20 protein-coding genes are annotated in these 23,886 nt (G+C 70.1%); 5 read left to right on the forward strand and 15 right to left on the reverse strand.

Annotated elements, in window-relative coordinates; genetic code table 11:
* Positions 1–234: 234 nt before the first annotated feature.
* Positions 235–984: a hypothetical protein gene (locus ACWDTS_RS23645; RefSeq protein WP_197257007.1), complete on the reverse strand. Its 750-nt coding sequence runs from the start codon at positions 982–984 to the stop codon at positions 235–237.
* Positions 985–1,251: 267 nt separating this feature from the next.
* Here ACWDTS_RS23645 and ACWDTS_RS23650 point away from each other — a divergent pair, with 267 nt between their 5' ends.
* Together ACWDTS_RS23650 and ACWDTS_RS23655 are read left to right on the forward strand one after the other, a co-directional pair.
* Positions 1,252–1,794, forward strand: a complete 543-nt coding sequence (locus ACWDTS_RS23650; protein WP_450119137.1) for an RNA polymerase sigma factor — start codon at positions 1,252–1,254, stop codon at positions 1,792–1,794.
* Positions 1,795–1,952: 158 nt separating this feature from the next.
* Positions 1,953–2,309: a hypothetical protein gene (locus ACWDTS_RS23655; protein WP_197257011.1), complete on the forward strand. Its 357-nt coding sequence runs from the start codon at positions 1,953–1,955 to the stop codon at positions 2,307–2,309.
* Here the strand turns inward: ACWDTS_RS23655 and ACWDTS_RS23660 are convergent.
* Both ACWDTS_RS23660 and ACWDTS_RS23665 read right to left on the reverse strand, forming a co-directional pair.
* Positions 2,282–3,766, reverse strand: coding sequence for a GTPase (locus tag ACWDTS_RS23660; RefSeq protein WP_450119138.1), 1,485 nt, complete (start codon positions 3,764–3,766; stop codon positions 2,282–2,284). The two genes, ACWDTS_RS23655 and ACWDTS_RS23660, sit on opposite strands and share 28 nt — an antisense overlap.
* Positions 3,763–5,553 (reverse strand): dynamin family protein, encoded by a 1,791-nt coding sequence (locus ACWDTS_RS23665; RefSeq protein WP_450110568.1) that lies wholly within the window; start codon positions 5,551–5,553, stop codon positions 3,763–3,765. Before ACWDTS_RS23665 ends, ACWDTS_RS23660 begins: the two co-directional genes overlap by 4 nt.
* A 64-nt stretch (positions 5,554–5,617) precedes the next feature.
* Between ACWDTS_RS23665 and ACWDTS_RS23670 the strand changes: the two genes are divergently transcribed.
* Positions 5,618–6,898, forward strand: coding sequence for an aminodeoxychorismate synthase component I (locus ACWDTS_RS23670; RefSeq protein ID WP_450119139.1), 1,281 nt, complete (start codon positions 5,618–5,620; stop codon positions 6,896–6,898).
* On the opposite strand, the gene ACWDTS_RS23675 is transcribed toward ACWDTS_RS23670, so the two are convergent.
* The 4 genes from ACWDTS_RS23675 to rsmI form a co-directional block, all read right to left on the reverse strand.
* Positions 6,840–10,814, reverse strand: coding sequence for an nSTAND1 domain-containing NTPase (locus ACWDTS_RS23675; RefSeq protein WP_450119140.1), 3,975 nt, complete (start codon positions 10,812–10,814; stop codon positions 6,840–6,842). The genes ACWDTS_RS23670 and ACWDTS_RS23675 overlap by 59 nt on opposite strands.
* A 464-nt stretch (positions 10,815–11,278) precedes the next feature.
* On the reverse strand, positions 11,279–11,734 hold the full coding sequence (locus ACWDTS_RS23680) for an SPW repeat protein (protein ID WP_197250017.1): 456 nt from the start codon (positions 11,732–11,734) through the stop codon (positions 11,279–11,281).
* 215 nt (positions 11,735–11,949) lie between these two features.
* Entirely contained in the window at positions 11,950–13,407 is a 1,458-nt protein-coding gene (gene cycA, locus ACWDTS_RS23685; protein WP_197250016.1) for a D-serine/D-alanine/glycine transporter, read from the reverse strand.
* A 22-nt stretch (positions 13,408–13,429) separates the two neighbouring features.
* Entirely contained in the window at positions 13,430–14,278 is an 849-nt protein-coding gene (gene rsmI / locus ACWDTS_RS23690; protein ID WP_197250015.1) for a 16S rRNA (cytidine(1402)-2'-O)-methyltransferase, read from the reverse strand.
* Between the two features lie 23 nt (positions 14,279–14,301).
* Between rsmI and ACWDTS_RS23695 the strand changes: the two genes are divergently transcribed.
* Entirely contained in the window at positions 14,302–15,855 is a 1,554-nt protein-coding gene (locus ACWDTS_RS23695) for a dolichyl-phosphate-mannose--protein mannosyltransferase (RefSeq protein WP_450119141.1), read from the forward strand.
* A 36-nt stretch (positions 15,856–15,891) separates the two neighbouring features.
* Here the strand turns inward: ACWDTS_RS23695 and ACWDTS_RS23700 are convergent, their stop codons facing one another.
* The 6 genes from ACWDTS_RS23700 to mscL form a co-directional block, all read right to left on the reverse strand.
* Entirely contained in the window at positions 15,892–16,713 is an 822-nt protein-coding gene (locus ACWDTS_RS23700; protein WP_450119142.1) for a T3SS (YopN, CesT) and YbjN peptide-binding chaperone 1, read from the reverse strand.
* Positions 16,714–16,773: 60 nt separating this feature from the next.
* On the reverse strand, positions 16,774–18,078 hold the full coding sequence (locus tag ACWDTS_RS23705) for a class I SAM-dependent methyltransferase (RefSeq protein WP_450119143.1): 1,305 nt from the start codon (positions 18,076–18,078) through the stop codon (positions 16,774–16,776).
* Positions 18,079–18,123: 45 nt separating this feature from the next.
* Entirely contained in the window at positions 18,124–18,636 is a 513-nt protein-coding gene (locus tag ACWDTS_RS23710) for a class I SAM-dependent methyltransferase (protein ID WP_197250011.1), read from the reverse strand.
* Positions 18,633–20,264: a BCCT family transporter gene (locus ACWDTS_RS23715; RefSeq protein ID WP_450110574.1), complete on the reverse strand. Its 1,632-nt coding sequence runs from the start codon at positions 20,262–20,264 to the stop codon at positions 18,633–18,635. The genes ACWDTS_RS23710 and ACWDTS_RS23715 overlap by 4 nt, the downstream gene beginning before the upstream one ends.
* 110 nt (positions 20,265–20,374) lie before the next feature.
* Positions 20,375–20,743, reverse strand: a complete 369-nt coding sequence (locus tag ACWDTS_RS23720) for a GntR family transcriptional regulator (RefSeq protein WP_197250009.1) — start codon at positions 20,741–20,743, stop codon at positions 20,375–20,377.
* Between the two features lie 83 nt (positions 20,744–20,826).
* Positions 20,827–21,258, reverse strand: coding sequence for a large conductance mechanosensitive channel protein MscL (gene mscL / locus ACWDTS_RS23725; protein ID WP_197250008.1), 432 nt, complete (start codon positions 21,256–21,258; stop codon positions 20,827–20,829).
* 156 nt (positions 21,259–21,414) lie between these two features.
* On the opposite strand from mscL, the gene arsC reads away from it, so the two are divergent.
* On the forward strand, positions 21,415–21,762 hold the full coding sequence (gene arsC / locus ACWDTS_RS23730; protein WP_420750878.1) for an arsenate reductase (glutaredoxin): 348 nt from the start codon (positions 21,415–21,417) through the stop codon (positions 21,760–21,762).
* 60 nt (positions 21,763–21,822) lie between these two features.
* On the opposite strand, the gene ACWDTS_RS23735 is transcribed toward arsC, so the two are convergent.
* Positions 21,823–22,512, reverse strand: coding sequence for a phosphodiesterase (locus ACWDTS_RS23735; RefSeq protein WP_450119144.1), 690 nt, complete (start codon positions 22,510–22,512; stop codon positions 21,823–21,825).
* A 152-nt stretch (positions 22,513–22,664) separates the two neighbouring features.
* Entirely contained in the window at positions 22,665–23,876 is a 1,212-nt protein-coding gene (gene arcA / locus ACWDTS_RS23740) for an arginine deiminase (RefSeq protein ID WP_450110576.1), read from the reverse strand.
* Between the last annotated feature and the right edge of the window lie 10 nt (positions 23,877–23,886).

A 23,886-nucleotide genomic window follows, 5' to 3' on the forward strand; every position in this document is an offset into this window, starting at 1 on the left:
GGGTCAGCGGCAGGGATTCGACCCGGTCCGGGCCGATGCGGTGTGCGGCGGAGGTGTTGGAGGTGCCGAAGTCGACCGCCAGGACCCAACTCATCGTGTGCTTTTCCCCCTCGAGAATGTCCGGTTCGGGCCGGATGCCGTAATCGGGCGGCAGCCTATGGGACGCGGCGCCGCCGGCACCCGCGGGGCCCGCAGGTGCCGGCGGCGCCGGAAACGACAGCCCGATCAGGCCGGTCAGGCCAGGTCGGAGTAGTCCGCGTCCGAGGACGCACCGGAATCGAACGCGCTGGTGTCGATGTAGTCGTCGGCGATGCCGTCGCCGTCGTAGTCGACGGCACCGGTGCCGAGATCCACGGTCGCATCGATTCCGCCGTCGCGGTCGAGATCGAAGACCGCCTCGTCGAAGGTGCCGTCGCCGTCGACGTCGATCGCGGCGGCGTCGATGTAGCCGTCGCCGTCGGTGTCGGCGCTGATCATGTCGACGGTGCCGTCGCCGTCGAGGTCGATGACCTCCGCGTCGCCGACCCCGTCTCCGTCGGTGTCGAGAACCTGCACGGTGCTGCCGTCCTCGTCGACGATCTCGTCGAGGACGACCGGCTGACCGGCACCGAGGGCATCGGTCGAGGTGGAGCCCGTGCTGACGGCGTTGCTGCTCGAGGCGGAAGCCGACGACGCGCTGTCGGAGGAATCGGAGGCGGACGAGTTGCGGCCGTACGACGAATCCGCGCCGGAGGCCGCCGAGGAACCGTAGGACGAGTCCGAGCTGGACGAGCCGGACGAGTCGTAGCGCTCGTAGCGCTCGTAGGACTCGTAGCTGGTCGAGCCTTCCTGAGCGGCCGAGGACGAGCCGTAGGAGGAGTCGTGGTCGTACGACGAATTGTCGCCGTACGAGGAATCCGAGCTGGTACCGGCAGTGGACTGCGAGTCCTGGCGGTTCGCGTTGCTCGAGCTGGTGCTGTCGGAGAAGGATCCGCGGTTTGCCATGTCGGTGCTGCCTTTCGCTCGTCGGGTATCGGGGATAGGAGCAGCCGGCAGGGCGGAAAGTTCCGGCCGGTTTCACCGAAAATTTCCTGCGGCGTGGACCACGCAACGAAATCCCAGGTCAGCGCAGGAAACACAGCCGAAGCTGTGTCGCAACTCACAGAATTCGAGCCGATCGGGCGGGAGATTCGCGCGATCCGCGCACCTGGCCCCGCACAAGACGCGAACCGTCCAGTAAGTTACACCCGGAAAGTTACGGAGGGGGCCGTCATGAGTGAAGCGGAATTGATCGAGCGGAGCCGGGCAGGGGACCAGGCTGCCTTCGCCGAACTCGTCGCACGGTCACGCGACCAGACCTGGGCGGTGTGCCTGCAGATCACCGGTCACCGGCACGACGCCGAGGACGCCCTGCAGGACACTCTGACCGCGGCATGGCAGAACCTCGCCTCGTTCCGGGGCACCGCCCGTTTCGGAACCTGGCTGTACCGCATCGCCACCAACGCGTCGCTGGCGATCGTGCGCAAACGCCGCGAAACCCCCGAGGACGAAATCGACAACGGCGAGCACACGGGACGATCCGTCGCCGACAGCATCGCCGATACGGACATGGTCCGGCAGGCACTGGCAGCGCTGCCCGAGCAGTTCCGCGTCGCCGTGGTGCTGCGCGAGTACGCCGACATGAGCTACGCGGAGATAGCGGAGCATCAGGGCATCCCGGTCCAGACCGTCAAGAGCCGGATCAACCGGGCACGGGCGCAACTCGTCGAGAAGCTGGCACCGTCGATGCTCGACGTGGACGCACTCGAGCCCTGAGCCCGCTGCCCGGCACTCGCCCGGCGCATCGACTCCGGCGACGCCCGCGGCAGCGCCGGGTTCGGCAGGTGTACGCTGCCCGGGCTCGCGCGCGCTAACGTCGTCGGTGTGCGTGCACCTGCACAGGGGCGAGTCGGGAATCGGAGGACGTGGTGACGATGACGAACGACCGGGAGCCGTCGCTGTGGGACCTCCTCGGCCTCGATCCGCAGGCGACCGTCTCCCCGCTGCCCGACGACGCATGGGCTCGTGCCGTGCGGATCGCGACCGACCCGGACACCCCGCCCGCCGGCGCCGATCTGATCCCGGCCGACGATCCGGACGATCTCGACATCGATCCGATGGTGGTCGACGTCGACCTCGACGCCGACGAGGATGTGCCGGACCTGCAGGGTCACCACGAATCGACATTCGACCCCGAGGACACCGCATTCGACGACGCCGCGACCGGCGACCTCGACGAGCCCTACGCCCACCCCGAGCCGGGCTACCCAGGCGACCCGGACCTCGCCTGAGGGCCGGGTCCCCGTTCACACCGTCGGTTCCAGGACCGGACGATCGACGTGTAGGCCTGGGTGAGCGACACCAGCGCCGCGTCCTCGGCCGCCGATCGGGTGCTCAGACTCTGCGTCTGCACCGACACGAGGCGTTCCTGCGCGATCGTCCGCAGCTGCTCCGGCGGGGCCGACGGATCGGCGCCGAGGGCCTCGGCGACGGTGGCGCCGCGCAGCAGCTGCGTCAGCTCCGTCACCGCGGGCGCGGACGGGTCGGTCTCCAGCAGGGACCGCAACGACCGCAGCAGACCCACCTGGACCAGCGCCGGATCGGACTTCAGCTCGGAGACGATCTGCCGGATACCGTCCCGGGCAGGATGGGTGTACGCCAGCGCGTCGAGTTCGGCGACGATCCGCCCGGCACGGTGCAGGACCGCGAAACGCCGCAGGGACCGGTCGAGCACCGCGCGCAGCGGATCGATGCCGGAGGCCGCGGTCAGCCACTGGTTGACCTGATGGGCGCCGCCGCGCGCCGGACCGCGGCCGTGCACGAGCCCGTACTCCCCGACCATGTCGATGAGCCGGAACACGCGGTCCCGGGGAACGGGAAGCGCACCGTCGCCGACGTCGAGCAGATCGAACAGCTCGAGCGGCGCGAACGGCGCCAGGGCGGCCAGGTCCCGGGCGTCGTTCTCGGTGAACGCACCGGTGTGCGAGGTCTGGGCGAGCAGGCCGGCCACCGGAACCACCGCGCCGACCACGTCCGCGAGCCGGCGTGACAGCACCCCGGCGTGCTCGACGGCATGCCCGATCGGGTCGCGGTGGCCGAGCACGCCACGCCCGAAGCCGTCGGCGCGGGACAGCACCCCGAGCGTGTTCAACGGGGTGAACCCGAGTCGCTGCAGGAACGAGATCTCGTCGGCGCGGGGCATCGAATCGAACAGGAACACCGCGGCGTCGGCGTCGACGGACGCCGAGCGGGTCTGTTCGAACCCGTCGATGAGGGCGCGTTCGGTCGCCGCGGCGTTCGCGACGGTCAGCGTCGCCAGGCCCGGGGTGTCGACGAGCGTGATCCGCGTCAGCGCCTGCGACGGCAGGTGCCGGTGCACGTAGGCGACCTCGGTCTCGGGCACGCCGAGGTCGGCGGTCGCGCCGAAGGTCAGCCGCACCGGCCGGCGGGATCCGTCGAGCTTCACGACCTCCGCGCGGGAGGGCGCACCGTTCTCGTACACGGTGACGACGCTGGTGGCCTCGAGCGCCGCGGTCTCGGCGACCGGCGCCCCGATCAGCGCGTTGACCAGCGTGGACTTGCCGGCCTTGAGCCGGCCCACGACGACGATGCGCGGCGGCGACCACAGGATCGCGCCGATCCGGTCGGCGTGCCCGACGAGATCACCGCCGAACGACGCGAGCCGGTGCAGCGCGGCGTCGATGCGGTGGTGGATCGGGTCGGTGGCGTCGGTGACCGGCGCGTTCATGCCGGGACCGCCGTGGTCGACGGGGCACCGAGCGCAGCCTCGATGGGCGTGATCTTCCCGCGCGTGATGCGCAGGTTCTTCTCCAACCGGGTGACATTCGCCTCGCGCGCGGCGGCGTCGGCCTGCGCGGACCGCTTCGCCTCCTCGATCTGCTTCTGCAGCACGGTGATCCGCTCCTGGAGGTTGCGGCGACGGCCGAGCACGATCTCGGGGCGGGTCGTGGCGAGCGTCGCATCGAGCATGCGGGTCGTGGCGGTCCGGGCGGTCGCGATCGTCTCCCGCAGCCAGGTGAGCAGGTTCGTCTTGCCGGCCCGCATCGCCCGGAATCCGAGGTTGACGGCCACCCACACCACACCGGCGACCGCGCCGACGCCGATCACCGCACCGAGCATGGTGGTGCCGATCATGCCCATCGACAGGACGCTCGGATCGAGCAGACCCTGGCGTTTCGAGGTGACCTCGTTGGTGACGAGGGGGTCGGTGCGCATCGACGCGACCGCGATCTCGCGGATGCGTTCCCACTCCTCGGTGCTGTCGAACAGTTCGGTGGTGATCCGCTCGAGGTCGGTGAGGAACCCTTCTGCGGTCATGGCCATCGCCTCGAGCAGGTCGGTCTGGATGCGGGCGGTGAACACCTGCGGCGACTTGCGCAGCACCTCCATCGACGACTTGTTGATGCGGGTGGTCCAGTCCTCGCGGACCCGGGTGAGGTGTTCGTCGAGCCGGGTCGCGGCCTGCTGCCGGGCCAGCGTGAGGTCGCGCTGCAGATGCTGCTCCCAGTGCTGCGCCTCGTCCTTGAGGTTGCGGAGCCGTTCGAGTTCGGCGCTCAGATCCGGGATCGCGGCCTCCCCCGCCCTGACGACGGCGAGTTCGTCCTCGATGGCGCGTTCGACCTCCCGCAGTCCTTCGAGGCAGATGCGCAGGGCGTCGGTTGCCGGTGACTGTTCCGCGGCGGTGAGGCTCTTCTCGATGGCCGACCACAGCGCGGGAATCCCGGAGAACGTCACCGCCCGGTCGCGCAGTGCGTCGGGGAGCCCGGCGTCCTGCGCGGCGAGCGCGCGGACGCTCGAGACGGGCACGACCGGGATGTCGCGGCCGACGTGCTTCGCGATCGAGCGCCGGTTCTCGGCGACGATATCCGCCCAGCGGGTGGTGGCCTTGTCCGTCTTGGTGACGGCGACCACGACGTTCTCGACGCCGGCGGCGCTCTCGCGCAGGAACTGCATCTCCGGTTCGGTGATGGTGGTCGAGGCGTCGCACACCATCACGAGCACGGCGGCCTGATCGGCGGACTGGCGGGCCAGTCCCGCATGCCGGGGGTCGAGGCCGCCGACGCCGGGAGTGTCGACGATGGTGGCGGTCTCGAGCCGCCGCGATGCGACGGGCACCACCGCGGCGACCGGCAGCGCCTCGACCGCCGGATCGGTGACGTACCGCCCGCCCGTGGTCGTCCAGTCGGCGAGCTCGGCGTGCGGGATCCGCCGGTTGCCGTCCGGGAACACCAGTTCCGCTGTGCCCTCCGGGTTCTCGGCGTCGGCCGGCACGAACCGGATGGACACGGCGGTGGCGTTCTCCACGTCGTCCACCGTGATGCCGTCGCGGCCGATCAACGCGTTGACCAGCATGCTCTTTCCCCGTTTGATCTCGCCGACCACGACGACCGATCGCGTACGCCCTTCGCCCGACAGCTTGCGTTCGGCACGGTCGGCAAGTGCGTTGCGGCCGTAGGCCCGCAGCACCTTGCCGGCCCCGGTCACAAGGTCGGCCACCCCCGATTCAGCAGACACGGATCACGACCCTACCGAGTCCCGCGGTTTCGGCAGCGGTGCGTACCCGTGGAAAGCTGGGACCATGCGGATGGAGCGACTGGGCGACGGAGGCAGCCCCGCACGAGTGCTCCGAGCGCTCGGCGTCCGCGCCCGCGACCTCGGAATCGCCCCGCCCGCTGCGCTGACCGGCTTGTGGTTCGGCGCCGCCGCCGTGATCGCGCCCAGTCTCGCCACCTCCCCCGCCCCGGTCCGGGGCACCTTCACCCGGGCGGATCGGACGACCGGTCGGATCGCCCGGGAAGACGGGCCGCTGATCGGGGGCGGATGGATCGGTTATCTCGCGTATCCGGACCGGGTCCCGACGACCCCGGCACTGCCGGTCGCGGCGGGCGGGTGGACCGACGTCGTGCTGCGGCTCGACGACTCCGGCTGCTGGTGGTACGAAACGCTGACGGACGAGCCGTGCCCACCGGATCTGGCCGCCGCCGTGCACGATCCGGATCCTACGGTGCCGGACTGGCGGATCGACTGGACCCCACCGGACCGGGCGACGCACCGGCACGGCGTCGAACAGTGCCTCGACGCGATCCGGGCCGGGGAGGTGTACCAGGCGTGCGTGTGCACCCGCTTCACCGGCACCTGGTCAGGGAACCCGCTCGCGTTCTTCGCCGACGCCGTCGAGACCACCCGCCCGAATCGGGCCGCCTACCTGCAAGGACCGTGGGGCGCGGTGGCGTCCCTGTCACCCGAACTGTTCCTGGCCTGCCACGGCGACCGCGTCGAGTCCTCCCCCATCAAGGGCACGCTCCCGTTGCACCGCGACCCCGCCGATCTGCGAGCCTCCGTCAAGGACGTCGCCGAGAACGTGATGATCGTCGATCTGGTGCGCAACGACCTCGGCCGGGTCGCCGAGACCGGCACCGTCACCGTCACCGACCTGCTCGGCGTGCATCCGGCACCCGGCGTGTGGCATCTGGTGTCGACCGTCGCTGCGACTCTCGGGCCGGACGTCACCGCCGACGCGCTGCTCGACGCCGCGTTCCCGCCCGCGTCGGTCACCGGATGCCCCAAGCTCCGGGCGCGAGACCTGCTGCAGGACTGGGAAGAGCTGCCGCGCGGCGTGTACTGCGGCACCGTCGGCATGGCGAGTCCCGTCGCCGGGCTCGAACTGAACGTCGCCATCCGCACCGTCGAATTCGCCGGGAACGAGTGCGCGCTCGGCGTCGGCGGCGGCATCACCATCGATTCCGATCCGGACGCCGAATGGCAGGAATGCCTCGACAAGGCCGCGAGCATCCTGCAGCTCAGTCCCCGCACACGTCCAGTCCCCCGGGCAGCTCGAACTGCAGGAACACCGCGCTGATCTCTCCGGCGGTCGACGAACAGATGCGCTCGGTGATCTCGTCCGCGTCGAGACCCCACGTCCGGATCACGCCGTCGCCACCCGCCGCGGCGACCGTGCCGTCCGGCAGGAACCGCACCTGCCAGCGGCCGACGCCGGTGTCGGTGATCGGACCGCCCATCGCGTGCATCGCCCGCGGAGCCGCCACGTCCCACAACCGGACGGTGCCGTCGTCGCTGCCGCTGGCCACCACGCCACCGCCGGGTGCCACCGACACCGAATAGACGGTCCCGGTGTGTCCCCGCAGCGGTGTGCTCCGCGCGGTGAAACCGCCGTCGTCGCCGCGGTCCCAGATGATCACCGTGTGGTCGTCGCCGCCGGTCGCCAGCACCGAACCGTCCGCACCGAACGCCACGCCGTTGACACCGGCCGTGTGCCCACCGGTCACCGGCACCGCGACCGGCCGGTCCGGGTCCGTGATGTCCCACGCGTAGATCTCTCCGTCCGCGCTCGCGACGACGAGGCTGCGGCCGTCCGAGCTCACCGCGGCGCTCCGCACGAGGTTCGTCGGACCGGTCAACGGAGCGCCGCGCGGCACCGGACGCACCGGATCGGTCACATTCCACAGGGTCACCGACTGGTCGTCCGCGCCGGTCACCAACGTCCTGCCGTCCGGGGTGAACGCCAGCTCCGAGGTGAACCGGGTGCCGAGCCGGACGGGTTCACCGAGCGGCCGCGGACGTTCCGGGTCGGCCACGTCCCACAGGCGGACACTGCCCCCGGAGGTGGGAGCGGTCGCCAGGATCGTCCCGGCCGGTGACAATGCGACGACGTTCGCGCCGCCGAGCGGACGCGGCAGGTCGATCGCCGTGGCCTGGCTCCAGCGGCCGCCGTCGTCGATGCGCCACAGGTTCACCACCGAGTCGTAGCCCCCGGTCGCGGCGAGCCTGCCGGACCGGTCGACGGACGGCAGGGTCAGGGCGGCATCGGCGACACCGACGCGTTCGCGCGGCAACGTCCACATCCGGATCTTGGAATCCTGCCCGCCGGTGACGACGGTCCGGCCGTCGGGTGTCACGGTCAACACGGGCAATCCGCCGCCGTTGCCGGTCAGTCCCGGTTTCAGTTCGTCGACGATCCCGGCGACCGGGTCGACGGACCACAACTTCGCGGTGCCGTCCCACGACGCGGACGCGACCGTGCGCCCGTCGGGCAGGAACGTCACCCTCCACACGCCCCCGGTGTGCGCGCGGGTCGGGGCGCCCAGCAGTCGCGGCGCCGCGACGACGGTGGTGTCGAACAGGTGGAGCATGCCGTCGTCGCTGCTCACGACAAGTCTCGTGCCGGTGGGGTCGAAGTCCGCCGAGTGCGCGACGTCGCCGAACCCGGTGAGCGGCGCTCCGATCGGAGTGGGGTCGGTCGGGTCGCTGACGTCCCACAGCCGCACGCTGCGGTCGTCGCTGGTGGTCGCGAGGACCGAGCCGTCGGTCCGGAAGACCGCGGTGCGCACGGCGCCGTCGTGGGCGTTCAGCACGGTCACCGGGAAATCCGGGGTGGTCGTGTCGATGAGCGCGACGGTGCCGTCGTCGTACGGTACCGCCAGCAGCCGGCCGGTCGGCGAGTACCGCACGTTGTGCACGGCGAGGCCCTCGGGCCCGTGGTGTTCGAGCAGCAGGACCGGACGGGCGCGGTCGGTGACATCCCAGATCCACACGCTGCCGTCGCCACCACCGGCGGCGAGGCGCCGGCCGTCGGGACTGAACGACACCGACGCCATGTAGTCGGGCAGCGCGGTCAGCGGCTCCCCGATCGGTTTCGGGTCGGCGCGGTCGGACAGGTCCCACAACCGGACGGAACCGTCGTCGCTGGCCGAGGCGAGGGTGGCTCCGTCCGGTGAGACCGCCACCCCGTACACGGGTCCGGTGTGCCCGTCCAGGGTCCGCGCGAGCGGGGTCCCCTGGGTGGCGACGAGTCGGGAATAAGCGACATCGCTGTCGGGCTGCAGATGGGCCGCGACCAGCGACAGGTCCGCCGATGTCGTCGGATCGTCGTCGCGCATGGCGTCGGCGAGCGCGATGATCTGCTGGAACTCGGCGGCGCTGCGTTCCTCTTCGGCCCGGTTCTTCGCCGTCCACGCCAGCGTGCCCGTGACGAACGAGACGATCGTCGAGATCGCGAGACCGGCGAGAACCATCCGCCGCCACCGCGCGGCCCGTTCGATCTCCCGCCGGGAGGCGGCGAGGAAATCGACGGCGGTGGGGCTCAGGGCCGAGCCCACTTCCCCTCGGCCGTTGCCGACGCGGGTCAGCCGCGCGTCCTGCTCACGGACCAGATCCATGCGTCCGCGCTGGTAGAGCATGCTCTTGTTGCGGCCGGTCTCCACCCAGTTCGCGGCGTCCGCCTCGAGCTGCTGACGCAGTGCCGCCGACGAGCGGTCCTCCTGAATCCAGGACTTCAGGCGCGGCCACGCCTCGATCACGGCGTCGTGGATCAGCTCGGCATGTCCCGCATCGACGACGACCACGCGGGCGGACACGAAATGGTCGAGGACGCGGCTCGCGGTGGCGCGGTCGCCGAGAGCGAGCAGCTGGGCGAGCGGCCGGGCGATCTTCACGTCGGTGCCGGTGTTGGTGACGTACACCAGGTGCACCAGCATCTCCCGGGCCAGCTGCCTGCCTCGATCGTCGAGCTCCTCCCATGCGCGCTCGGCGCTCGCGGCGATCGAACCGCGCACCCCTCCGGTCGCGCGGTAGCCGGCGACGGTGAGGTTCCCGCCCCGGCGGCGATCCCACATGGTGTCGAGCAGGTGCGACAGCAACGGCAGTTCCGTGCCGCTGAGCTCACCCCCGGTGAGCACTCCGAGGTCGTTGAGGATGAGATCGGCCAGGCCGGATTCGAGTTTGACCCCGACGAGCTTGGCCGGTTCGGTGATCACCTCCTCGAGGTTCTCGCGGCGCAGCGGTCGCACCGTCTTGGTGCGGCGTTCGAGCGCGCGGGCCAGAACCGGATAGGACACCGCCTGCTCGTAGAAGTCCGAGCGCATCGTCGCCACGACGGTAGCCGGGGCGTCCTCGTGCTCGACGGTGGTCGAGGCCCGTTCGAGGACCCCGAGAAACTGGGAGCGTTCGTCGCGGTCGTCGCACTGGGTGAACAGTTCCTCGATCTGGTCGACGACGATCAGCAGCGACGAACACCCCATGCGGGTGGCCGCCGCCCGGATCGCCCGCTGGACGGCGACGGCGTCGGCACGCTGCGCGGCGGGGTCGGCGAGTTCGGGGATCGCCTCGGCGAGACGGCCGAGCGGGTGTCGCCCCGGGGTGAGCACGACGGGGCGCTGGTCACCGTCCCCGCACAGTTCCGGGATCAGCCCCGCCTGCACGAGCGACGACTTGCCGACGCCGGATGCCCCGGTCACGATCACCGGTCCGTGCCCGTGCGCCGCGACGGTGATGTCGGCGAGTGTGCGCACGCTCTCGGCGCGGCCGAAGAACAGCCACGCATCCTTCTCCCGGTACGCGGACAGTCCCCGGTACGGGCGCACTCCGGCCTGGGGCACCGGTGCAGGCTCGGGTGTTTCGGCCGTCCGGCCCGGTCCCGACGACGTTCCGCGGGCACAGTCCCACCAGTTCTGCCACTGCTTCAGCGAGTAGAGGCCGGGGGTGGGCGGTTCGGGGTTCAGGGCGCGGGCCGCCCGGACGAGTGCGACGAGCACGGGACGCACGGTCTCGAAGCTGGCGGGCAGACGCTTCCCGGAACGCCAGTCGCTGAGCCGCTGCACGGACACCGTGCGGTCGCTGCCCATGGCCCGGGCGAGGGCCGCGGATTCCGTTTCTACCTTCTTCAGGGGCGGCCGGCCCGCGGCGGCGAAGAGCATGCGCAACTGGTCCGCGAAGAACTGCCGAGGGTCGGGTTCGTCGCGGCCGTCGTCCTCTGCCATCCGCTTCCGCACCTTCCGGTTCGTCGGAGATTCCCCTGGGATTCCAGGAAAACTCCGCTGCGGAAAATTTCCTCACCCACTGTGACCTGGGATGATATCCGTTCCGCAGGGTCCGGTAGTTGGTCGGGTCGCATTTCGGCGGAAGAGTGGTCACCGAAGCGAGAACGGTCTCGCTACCAGCGTGGCCCCACGCCGGTGGGAATTGAAGTTCGAGGGGTAGTTCCTGTCGGCGTGGGGAAGCGGTGGATCGGGTCCTGAGGGTGACCATGATCAGAATCGTCGACCGGATTTCCGGCTGGGTGCCCCCGTCGTTCGTCGTAGCAGGTACGGTCGCTGCGTCGGTGGTGCTGATACTCGCGCTCGCCTAGGCGCACAGGGCTGCGCCACCCCGCCCGTTGCCGGGCGGGGTGCACACGAGGGTCTCGGAGCCGGTTCGGCTCCTTACACAGACCCGGGCATCCGGGTCAGCGCGTCGGTGTCATGCGACGCGAGCGCCCCATGAGATCGGTTCCCATCGCGGCGGTCGCGAGACCCAGCAGGCAGATCACGATGCCGCAGACGACGTTGGACCAGATCATCCCGGTGGTGGTGGTCACGCCGGCGACCACCCACGGGGAGACGATCAGCCAGACCCCGAGCAACGGTGCCACGAACGTCATCCCGTGGGTGCGGGCGAGCGCCGAGCCGAATGCGACTGCCAGCAGGGCGACGGCGAGGCCGGTGAACAGGTTGCTCATCGTCAGGTTCATCTCGCCGCTGAAGCCGACGATCCAGGCGGAGCACGCCGCGTAGAGACCGGCGATCATCAGCAGTCCGTCGGCCACCTGCGCCGGGGGCTGTTCGGCCGCCATGTCGTAGCGCGCGCGCATTTCGAGAATGTCCGGGTGGGTGCGCATCGCATCGTGTGCAGATGTCGACATCGTTCTCATCTCCCTGGCCGGCGCACAGGACCGCGGCCTTGTGCGCCGTATCGGTCGTTGGACGGGGAAGATTGCTCAGCGATCAGGAGGATCGCGAAGGAAGCAGATCACCCATAGACGCCTCCGGAGTCCGTTGTGTGGTAATTCAATTCCACACCTCACTGCGCCCGAGCGAAAGGGGTACGCGGCCCCGCTCGGCGATGCGCCGGCGCCGCTCAGTCGCGCGCCGCGTGTTCGGCCGCGGCCTCGTCCTCCAGGTCCTTGCGGAACGCGGCGTACCGGGCCCGATGCTCCGGACGACGACGGATCAGCGCCCACGCGACCGCCAGCACCACGAACCAGATCGGGGTCACCATCAGCGCCTCGCGGGTGTCCGTCTCCTGGGTGAGCGCCCAGACGATGAACGCGAAGAAGGCGTAGACGACCCACACCATCGGCACACCGCCGGGCATCTTGAACGTCGACGCCGCGTGCAGGTCCGGACGGCGCTTCCGGTACCGCAGGTAGCTCGCCAGGATGATCGACCACACGAACATGAACAGCAGCGCCGAGATCGTCGTGACGAGGGTGAACGCCTCGATGACCGAGTCACCGGCGAACAGCAGCACGATCGCGGACAGCAGGAACATGCACGAGAACATCAGCGCGTTCGCCGGGACCCGGCGCCGGTTGAGTCTGCCCAGCGCCGCCGGCGCGTCACCCTCCTGCGCGAGCCCGTACACCATCCGCGACGTCGAGTAGATGCCCGAGTTCGCGGACGACGCCGCCGACGTGAGCACGACGAAGTTGATGACCGACGCGGCGATACCGAGGCCGGCGAGGGTGAACATCGCCACGAACGGGCTGCGACCGGCCTCGATCTCCCGCCACGGCGTCACCGCCATGATGACGACCAGCGCGGCGACATAGAACAACAGCACGCGGATCGGGATCGAGTTGATCGCCTTCGGGAGGTTCTTCTCCGGGTCCTTGGCCTCGGCGGCGGTGGTACCGACCAGCTCGATCCCGACGAACGCGAACACCGCGATCTGGAAACCGGCGACGAACCCCATCGGGCCGGTCGGGAAGAACCCGCCGTCGTTCCACAAGTTGTCGAAACCGGCGGTCGCACCGTTGGGGGCCGTGAAGCCGTCGATGATCATGACCAGGCCGACCACGATGAGACTGACGATCGCGACGATCTTGATGAGGGCGAACCAGAACTCGGTCTCGCCGAAGGCTCGCACGGTCGGCAGGTTCAGCAGCAGCAACGCCAGGATCGCCGCCAGGGCGGGAATCCACAGCGGCACGTCCGACCACCAATAACGCACGTAACCGGAGATCGCGACGATGTCGGCGATGCCGGTGACGATCCAGCAGAACCAGTACGTCCAGCCCGTGAAGAACCCGGCCCACGGCCCCAGCAGGTCGGCCGCGAAGTCCGCGAACGACTTGTAGTGCAGGTTCGACAGCAACAGCTCGCCCATCGCCCGCATGACGAAGAACAGCATGAACCCGATGATCATGTACACGAAGATCACCGACGGACCGGCCAGGGAGATCGTCTTGCCCGACCCCATGAACAGTCCGGTTCCGATGGCACCACCGATCGCGATGAGCTGGATGTGCCGGTTGGACAGCTGCCGCGAAAGATGCGGTTCGTCGGTCGACAGGGGTTCGGGTGGAGCACTCACTGCGACGAGTCTACGGACGGGTTCATTCCTGCCGTGAGGCGAGTACCGCGTCGTACAGCTCGCGCTTCGAGACACCGGCGGTCGCGGCCTGCCCGCACGCGTCCTTCAGGCGCATCCCGCTCGCCACGAGGCGTTCGACCTCCTCGACGAGATCGGCGGGGTCGGCGACCTGCTGCGATGCCCCTTCGAGCACCACGGTGATCTCGCCGCGGGCACCGTCGACGGCCCAGTCCGCGAGCTCGGCGAGCGTGCCGCGCCGCACCTCCTCGTAGGTCTTGGTCAGCTCCCGGCACACCGCGGCGCGGCGGTCGCCGCCCAGCACCGCGACCGCGTCGGCCAGGCACGCCGCCAGCCGGTGCGGCGCTTCGAAGAACACCACCGCGCGCGGTTCCGTCACGAGCGTCTGCAGCCAGGCGCGGCGCGGACCGGACTTGCGCGGCGGGAAACCGTCGAAGCAGAACCGTTCGACGGGCAGCCCCGACAGTGCGAGCGCCGTGGTCACCGCGGACGGGCCGGGCAGGCACGTGACGGGCAGATCCGCGGCGACGCACGCGGACACCAGCCGGTACCCGGGGTCGCTGACCGACGGCATGCCCGCGTCGGTGACCAGCAGCACGGTCAGTCCCGACTCGATGTCCGCGATCAGCGCCGGGGCGCGCGTGACTTCCACCTGGTCGTAGAAGCTGACGACGCGACCGGTGATGGTCACCCCGAGGGCCGCAGCGAGCGACCGGGTGCGGCGGGTGTCCTCGGCGGCGACGACGTCGGCCGTCGCGAGGGCTTCGCGGAGCCGGCTCGAGGCGTCGCCGATGTCACCCATCGGCGTGGCCGCCAGCACGAGCCGTCCTTGTCCCGGGTTCTCTGCCTGCATGCGTATCAGCCTACGATCGGACCGTGACCGTGACGGACGAGCGCCCCGCCGAGGCCCCCGACCGTCGCCTGCTGAGTCCCGGGCCGCTGGTGCCCCCGGTCGATCCGGGTCCCACCGACCGCGCCCGCGGCTGGGTGGTGACCCTGTTCGTCACCGCGCTCGCCGCGATCACCCGGTTCGCGATGCTCCACTACCCCACCGACGCGAAGACGCCGGTGTTCGACGAGAAGCACTACGTGCCGCAGGGCTGGCAGGTGCTCACCGGCGGCTGGATCGAGGACAACCCCGGCTACGGACTGGTGGTGCATCCACCGGTCGGGAAACAGCTCATCGCGCTCGGCGAGGCCCTGTTCGGTTACAACGGGTGGGGCTGGCGGTTCTCGTCGGCGGTCGCCGGCACGATCCTGGTGCTGCTGGTGGTGCGCATCGTGCGGCGGCTGACCCGGTCGACACTGCTCGGCGCGCTCGCCGGGGTGCTGCTCGTCGTCGACGGGGTCACGTTCGTCTCGTCCCGGATGGGGATGCTCGACGTCTTCCAGGCGATGTTCGTCGTCGGTGCGTTCGGTTGCCTGATCGTGGACCGCGACGACGTGCGTGCCCGCATGGCGCGGGTGGCCGCGGAGGACCGTATCGGGGTCAGCACCTGGGGTCCGCGGCTCGGGGTCCGCTGGTGGCGGTTCGGCGCGGGTGTGCTGCTGGGCCTGGCCGTCGGCACCAAGTGGTCCGGGGTCTATTTCATCGCGTTCTTCGGGTTGATGTCGGTGGCGTTCGACGTCGCCGCGCGCCGCGCCTACGGGGTGCGGCGGCCGTGGGTGGGCACCGCGCTGCGCGATATCGGTCCGGCGCTGTACGCGCTGGTGCTGATCCCACTGGGTGTGTATCTGGCGAGCTACTGGGCGTGGTTCGCCAGTGAAACGGGGGTGGACCGGCACGCGGTGGGCACGAAGATCGGCACCGACGGCCCGTTCTCGTTCGTGCCGGATTCGCTGCGGTCGCTGTGGTACTACAGCGCGAACGTGCTCGAGTTCCACTCCGGACTGACCAATTCGGCGGGCAACCACCATCCGTGGGAGTCGAAGCCGTGGACGTGGCCGATGGGCCTGCGGCCGATGCTGTACTACTTCGCCGAGGGCGACCGCATCCGCGGGTGCGGCGAGGAACAATGCGTCAAGGCCGTGATGCTGATCGGCACGCCCGCCCTGTGGTGGGTGTCGCTGGCGATGGTCGCGTGGGGGCTGTGGCAGATCGTGGTGCGACGCGACTGGCGGTGGGCGGCCGTGTTCACCGGCTACGGCGCGGCACTGCTGCCCTGGTTCGCGACCCTCGACCGGCAGATGTACTACTTCTATGCGGTGCCGTTGGCGCCGTTCCTGGTGATGGGCGTGGCGCTCGTGCTCGGGGACGTGCTCGGCCCGGCCCGGGCGTCGCGGGAAAGACGCTCGACGGGTCTGCTCGTCGTGTGCCTGTACGTGGGTCTGGTGGTCGCGAACTTCGTGTGGTTGTGGCCGATCCTGACGGCGCTTCCGATCACGGTCGAGGAGTGGCACGACCAGCTGTGGCTGCCGAGCTGGCGCTGACCGCGCCCGGTACCGGTCCGCCCGATACCGGTTTGCTCAGTACCAGTCGTCGAACAACGCCGTGTCCGGTGTGCCGGGCCGGCGATCGTCCTCGGTGTAGTGGATGCCCCCGAAGTTCGTGGCGACCCTGCGGGCCACCGCAGGCATGAGCCGGCGCATCGCATCGATCCGCTCCTCCAGGTGGGCCGGGTCGAACGGCGCCGCCGGGATCTCCCCGGTCCCGACCAGCCGGTCCTCGACGACCAGCGCGCGCACGCTCGGCCCGCCGCGCAACCCGTCGACCCAGTGCGCGGCGCCGGTCCGATCGGCGATCCGGTGCAGCAGCGGGATCCACACCCGCACCGCGGGAACGGTGCGGTCGACGATCACGAAGATCACCTGCGAGTCGAGCACCAGCACGAAGTCGCCGTCGGCGTCGATGCTGGCGGGCCGGCCCAGCACGTGGGCGAGCGCGTCGCCCACGCGGCTGCGCAGCTCGTCGTACCATTGCCCGCCGTCGACACCCGGATACGGTCCGACCTGCACGAACGCCGGTTCGATAACGTCCCACCGGTCGCGCAGCACGCCCACCACCCAGGACGCGACGGCATCTGGGTCGCCGATCGTCGACGGCGTGTCGGGCGGGCACCGTCGCGGCGCGGACGACCCGCACTCCCACGGCGGGGCGAGGATGCGGGCGCCGACCCCGAGACCGGGGCGGTTCTCGATCCGCACCCCCGCGGCCGGTGTCAGCGCCGTGTCCGCGCGTAGCTCCAGACCGTCGCCGAGGGGCAGCTCGGCGATGCTCCCGGCCATCTGGGTCCGGAACCTGGCCCAGGCGAGCTCGACCGATTCGTCGAAGTGGCCGATGTCGTTCACGAACATCTCCTCTCGCAGTGAAACCGCGGGCAGCGTCACGGTACTGCGAGGGTCCGACAATCAGGTGGCGGCGCGCGTGCCGCGGAGCCACCGATCGCGGGTACGCGGCATCCCGCTGGCGCCGTCCGCGGTGGGACGCACCGCGAGGACCTGATGGACGGTGAGCCGGTTCGGTGCTTCGAACCCGAGGGCGCTCGCCGTCAGGTACAGCAGCCAGGTGCGGGCCCGTTCCTCACCGGCCAGCCGCACCGCCTCGTCCCACGATCCGAGCAGGTTCGACACCCAGGCGCGCAGGGTCAGCGCATAGTGTTCGCGCAGCGATTCGCTGTCGCGCACCTCGAGTCCGGCTCGTTCGAAGGCGTCGATCGTCTTACCGAGCGGCAGCACCTCTCCGTCCGGGAAGATGTAGTGGTCGATGAACGACGGGGCACGACCGGGCCTGTCCGGCAACGACCGCACCCGCGCGATCGCGTGGTTGAGCAACCGGCCACCGGGCCGCAGCAGGGCGTGCAACTCCGCCGCGTACAGCGGCAGGTTCACCAGCCCCACGTGCTCGGACATGCCGACGCTCGCGATCGCGTCGAAGGGACCGTCGTCGATGTCGCGGTAGTCCTGCAACCGGATCTCGATCCGATCGGACAATCCGGCCTCGGCGATCCGTTTCGTCGCCAGGTCGCGCTGTTCGCGGCTGAGCGTCACCCCGACCACGTCGACCCCGTAGTCGCGGGCGGCGTGCATCGCCAGCGAACCCCAGCCACAGCCGACGTCGAGCAGCCGCATCCCCGGAGCAAGTCCCAGCTTGCGGCACACCAGATCGCACTTGTCGCGCTGTGCGGTGTCCAGCCGGGCGTCGTCGTCCACCCAGTAGCCGCACGAATAGACCATGGTCGAGCCGAGGAACAGCCGGTAGAAGTCGTTGCCGACGTCGTAGTGGTGCGACACCACGAGCGAGTCGCGGTCGCGGCTGTGCCGGATCCCCCGGCGGCGGCGGATCTCGACGGCGGGTGGTCGCGGCGGCGGCCCGACCGCGCCGAGCCGCACAAGAGTCGCCGCGGCACGCGCGAGGGTGCGGGGGCGCAGGCCGGCGAGCCGATGGTCCCCGATCCGGTCGACCACTTCCGGGATGCCTAGCAGGGGGAACAGATCGTCGACGTCGAGATCACCGGAGATGTAGGCGCGGGTCAGGCCGAGTTCGTTGGGCGCCCACAGCATGCGACGCAGGGCGCGACGGCGGTTCACGACGACACGCGCGGCCGCGTCGGGCGGGCCGGCCTCGGACCCGTCCCAGCAGCGGACACGGACGGGTAGGTCGACACCGATCAGGGCTTCGAAGGCCGACAAGAGCCGGGGTGCTGCCGACTTCATGATCATCACTGTCGCGCACCGGCCACGGCGGCGCACGGTGAACGATCAACCTTTCTCGACCGACTCCGGCGGCGCCGCAAGGACCCCCACGGTCCGGCCCCGCTCGACCATGTCGACGATCGCGAATCCCGCCTCCGACAGCAGGGCGCTGATCCGCATCGAGATCGGTCCGGTCGCGGTGCCCGGCGGGGGTTCGTCGAACACCCACAGTTCACCGCCGGGGCGCAGCAGCGCGGCCGCTGCGGCGGGCACGGCCGGGTCGCCGGAACGGAAAGCGGGCACATCGATCGCGAAGATCAGGTCGAACGGACCGCCATCGACGTCCGGGAACCGGGCCACCCGCAACTCGACCCCGGCCGCCGCCTCGTTGCGCCGACGCGCGCGGTCGATCTGCGTCGCCGAACCGTCCACCCCGAGGATCGTGCCGTCGGGGCCGATGCGCTCGTGCACCAGCGACACGGCCACTCCTCCCCCGCATCCGATCTCGAGCACCCGCATGCCGGGACGCGGGGCCATCGCCTCGACCGCGAACGCGATACGGTCCGGGACGGCGGTCATCCGGTGCGCCGCAGCGTCGGCCGGCGCCCGCCGAGGAGCGGATCTCGCGACAGGTCACGGTAGAGGGAGATGCACAACCCGACCATGACGACCACGAACGGTGCCGCGGCGATGATCGTCATGGTCTGGAGAGCACCGAGCGCTTCCGACCCGCCGGTCCACAGCAGTAGCGCGGCCACCCCGCCGGTGAGCGCGCCCCAGAACACGACGATCCATCGGCCGGGCGAGAGCGTCCCGCGTTGGGTGAGGGTGCCCATCACCATCGACGCGGCATCGGCACCCGAGACGAAGAAGATCGCGACGAGCAGCATCACGACGAACGTCGACACCCCGACGAGCGGCAGGTTGCCGAGCATCCCGAACAACTGCCCCTCGAGGCTGCCTGCGCCGGCGATGTCGTGGCCGTCCTGCTGCTGGCCGATGGCCGCCCCGCCGAACACCGCGAACCACAACAGGCTCACGATGCTGGGCACGATGATGACACCGACGACGAACTGGCGGATGGTCCGGCCCCGGCTGATGCGGGCCAGGAACATGCCGACGAACGGGGTCCACGAGATCCACCACGCCCAGTAGAAGATCGTCCACGACGAAAGCCATTCGCCCGCTTCGGCGCTCGAGGCGGCAGTGCGTGCGGACATGCGAGCCAGGTCCGAGGCGTAGGCGCCGAGGGTCGTCGGGATCAGGTTGAGGATCAGCACCGTCGGCCCCAGCACGAACACGAACAGCGCGAGGCTCAGCGCCAGCACCATGTTGATGTTCGACAGCCACTGGATGCCCTTGGCGACGCCGGACACCGCCGAGGCGATGAACGCGCACGTCAGGATCGCGACGATCGCGACGAGCAGCAGGACGCCGGTCTCCTCCATCCAGCCCGTGACCTCGAATCCGGAACCGATCTGCAGGGCTCCGAGCCCGAGCGAGGCGGCGGTGCCGAACAACGTCGCGTACAGCGCGAGGATGTCGATGACCTTGCCGAGCGGGCCCTCCGCGCGGCTGCCGAGCAGCGGCACGAACGCCGAGCTGATCAGCTGCTTCCGGCCTTTGCGGTAGGTGCCGTACGCGATCGACAGACCCACGACCGCGTAGATCGACCACGGGTGCAGACTCCAGTGGAACATGGTCGTGGCCATCGCCGGTCCGGCGCCACCGGCGCTGCGGGGCGGCGGCGTCACGAAGTGCGAGAGCGGTTCGGCGACCCCGTAGAACATCAGGCCGATGCCCATGCCGGCGCTGAACATCATCGCGATCCAGCTCACCGTGCGGAACTCGGGCTTCTCGCCGTCCTTGCCGAGCGGAATCGTCCCGTACCTGCTCATCGCGAGCCACAGCGCGAAGATCACGAATCCGCTGGCGGTGAGGACGAACAGCCAGCCGAGGTCCACGACGAGCCAGTCCAGTACCCGGCCGGTCACCGTGTTCAGGTTCTCGGGGGCGGTCAGGCCCCACACGACGATCGCGACGACCAGGGCCGCGGCGACACCGAACACGACGCGGTCCGTCGAGGGTCGCCGGTCCCGGTCCGCCGCGGGTGACGCCGGACCGGGTGGGCCGACGCCGGGTGGTGTCTGCGGCCGGGGCGTCCCGGGCGCAGCAGTCGAACCGGTTCGATCCGCAGGCACGGCCATGGATCAACGCTCGCCCTCGAACGGGTGCGGCGCAAGCACCTGCGACCGGGAAAGGTCCTCCCGAACCGGTCGTTTCCGACTCGGGGAACGAATCGGACACTCGGGAGGTGTCAGGCTCCGCGGACCGCGGCGACCACGAACTCGAGGATCTCGTCGTCCGACATGCCGAGGGCCCGCAACTCCGCGACGTAGGCGGTGGTCGCGCGCTGGGCGAGGGTGAGCGTCGGATCACCCGACGCGGCCGTCGCGACGAACGTGCCCGCGCGCCCGCGCGTCTCGAGGACCCCGGCCTGTTCGAGTTCCCGATAGGTCTTCGCGACGGTGTTCGGCGCGATCCCGAGATGCTCGGCGAGAGCGCGCACGGTCGGGAGTTTGGTGCCGGCGATCAGTTCGTCGCGGCGGACCAGCTCGACGATGCGACGGCGCAACTGTTCGAACGGTGGGGTCTGAGAGCTCTGGTCGATGGCGATGTCGAGCACGCGAGCAATGTACCAGCGCACAACGCACCGGCCCCGGGCATGCTGCCCGGGGCCGGTGGGAAGTGCGTATGGAGTGTGACCGATCAGACACGCGCCTTGTCGTGATCGTCGTCGTCCGAACCCTTCGCGTACGTGCCCTTCTCGAGCAGGTCGCGGATCTGGATGAGCAGGTCCGTCTCGCTCAGCGGCTTGTCCTCGGACTCCTTCGGCGGAGCGAAACGGTTCTTCGCGGCGTTGACCGGGACGATGAGCACGAAGTACACGACCGCGGCGATGATCACGAAGTTGATCACCGCGGTGACGACCGCACCGATGTTGATGAAAGTCTCAGGGCTGGAAGTGATCTGGAATCCCCAGCCGTACTCGTTGGCACCACCGACCGCCGCGACGAGCGGGTTGACGATGTTGTTGGTGAACGCGGTGACGATCGCGGTGAACGCGGCACCGACGACGACGGCGACCGCCAGTTCCACCACGTTCCCACGCAGCAGGAAATCCCTGAACCCCTTGAGCATGTACCCGGCTCCTCCCAATCGGCATTACGCATGTATTGACGGCGGAAAATCGTAGGGGGCGGGCGGGCAACCTTCAAACGGGACATGCCACGGGTGACGGCGAACACGGCAAGCATTGCAGGGACGCCCGATGCGGCACGCGGCACAATAACGGCCATGGCCAAGACCGCGACGATCTACCACAACCCGCGCTGCAGCACGTCCCGCAACACCTTGAAGGTCCTCCAGGAGGCCGGCCTCGAACCGACCATCGTCAAGTACCTCGAGACCCCGCCGTCCCGCGACGGCCTGCGCAAGCTGCTCGACGATGCGGGCCTGAAGCCCAGCGAGGCGATCCGCCGGAAGGAAGCGCTGTTCACCGAACTGAACCTCGCCGACGCGTCCGAGGACGAACTGATCGATGCGATGGTCGACAACCCGATCCTCATCGAGCGGCCGATCGTCGTCACCGACAAGGGCACCGTGCTCGCGCGCCCGGTCGACAAGGTCCGCGAGATCCTCTGACGGCACGCGCCCACGTCTCCGGCCGGAGACGTGGGCGTTCTTCTCGGACTACGCGTCGTTCTACTCGGACTGTGCGTGCCGGCCCGCCCGGCTGCCCCGGTACGCGGCCCGGCGCGCCGCAGCGATCCACCCCGGCCACATGTCCACCTCGGCCGGGCAGTTGAGCACCGGATCGAACGCGGGTCGCTCACCGTCACCCGGCAGTGTCTCCACGACGAGCTGCCCGGCGGGTGCCACCTCGCCTCCCGCAGATTTCAGCGACAACCCGAAGCGCAACGTGCCGCTGTCGGCCAGCGCGTCCGCATCCGCCGACTCCGGGAGCCCGGCTTCCGGTTCCGCCACCACCCATCGCAGATCCGGGTGCTCGCGCGTGCGGAACGCGGTGACGCTGCTGTAGTGGGCGCCCGACCAGCTCCGCGCCGGCGACAACAGCACGGGCACACGCCCGTGTGCGGTGACCAGCAGGATGTCCCACAGCCCGACGCTCAGGTGCAGCCGCACCGCCACGCCGAGGAAGTCGGGAAGCATTGCGGGAAGCCCGATTCCGCGGGACAACCGGACAGTGACCGGCACCTGCCCCTGCGTCGGCCACCAGCTCGACACCAGCTCGGCGTGCCCCCGAGCGAGAACGCCGTGCGGATGGAAGATGCGCGCGTGCCGCACCGCCGAGGCCGCCGCGAACGGCGCCTCGAGGACCGCGTCGAGCTGTTTCATCCCACCCAGATACCCACCCGACGCGGTTTCAATCACCCGCCCCTTTTCCCGAGCGCACCCGCCCCCTTTCCCGAGCGCCCACCTCCTTTTCCCGAGCGCCCGCCCCCTCTTCCCGAGCGAATGTATCGCTCGGTCGGTTGAAGGAGACGAGCGATACATTCGCTCGGAAGAAGTAAAGGGGCGGAGGGTCAGAGCACGGCCCGTGCGAGCGGGCACGACATGCACCGCGGCCCGCCCCGGCCCGATCCCAGTTCCGACCCGGCGATCCGCAGCACCTCGATACCCGCTGCCTCGAGCCGCGCGTTCGTCTCGACGTTCCGCTCGTACGCGACGACCACTCCCGGCGCGACCGCGAGGGTGTTGTTGCCGTCGTCCCACTGTTCCCGTTCGGCGACGACCGAGTCCAGGCCGGTGTCGATGACACGGAGCTTGTCGATACCCATCGCCTCGGCCGCGGCCTCGAGGAACGGTCGCGGCCCGTCGATGCGGGCGTCGCCGTCGTCCCGGCGGATCGTGAAGGCCTCGAGCGTGTCCCGGATCGCCGGATACATGACGACCGCGTCGATGTCGACCATCGTGCACACGGTGTCCAGGTGCATCGACGCCCGCTGCTGCGCGATCGGCACCGCCAGCACCGTGTGTGCCAGGCCGTCCTCGAACACACTGCGCGCCAATGCTTCCGCACCGGCCGGTGAGGTGCGCTCCCCCACGCCGACGGCGATGACCCCCGGCGCGAGCAGCAGCACGTCGCCGCCTTCGACGGGCGCGGTGTGCGATTCGTAGGCGCGGCGCACCCCGAGGAACCGTGGGTGGAACGCGTAGATGAGGTCGGTGAGCGAGGCCTCGCGCCGACGGGCGGGCAGCGCGAGCGTCGGGATCGCGACGCGCGGCCCGATCCAGAACGACGAGTCGCGGGTGAACAGCAGATTCGGCAGGGGATCGATCACGAAGTCGCCGCCGTGGTGCATGAGCCGCACCAGCGACGGCGGGCCGGCCGTGCCGGTTTCGGGCAGTTCGTCGAACGTCATTCCCGCGACCAGAATCCGGGTCAGTTCCGGGGCCGGCAGCGTCCGCAGGTGCGCGGCCAGGTCCTGCGCGAGCGCGTGCCCGAGCCTGCGCGGGTCGACGGCCGAGGAAATCCCCTGGATGCGCGCGGCGCCGCTGACCTCGAGGGTTTCGCGGAGCAGATCTGCGAGCAGCAGCACCTCGACCCCACGGCTGCGCAGCAGCTCGGCGAAGGCGTCGTGTTCCTCCTGGGCGCGCGCCACCCACGGCAACGCGTCGAACAGCAACTGGTCGTTGTTGCGGGGCGTCAGCCGCTCGAGTTCCGCACCGGGCCGGTGCAGCAGGACCGTCGTGAGGGCCCCGACCTCGGAATCGACACACAACTGCGCATTCATGCGTCAACGG

It is taken from the genome of Rhodococcus sp. NPDC003383 (assembly GCF_053589115.1).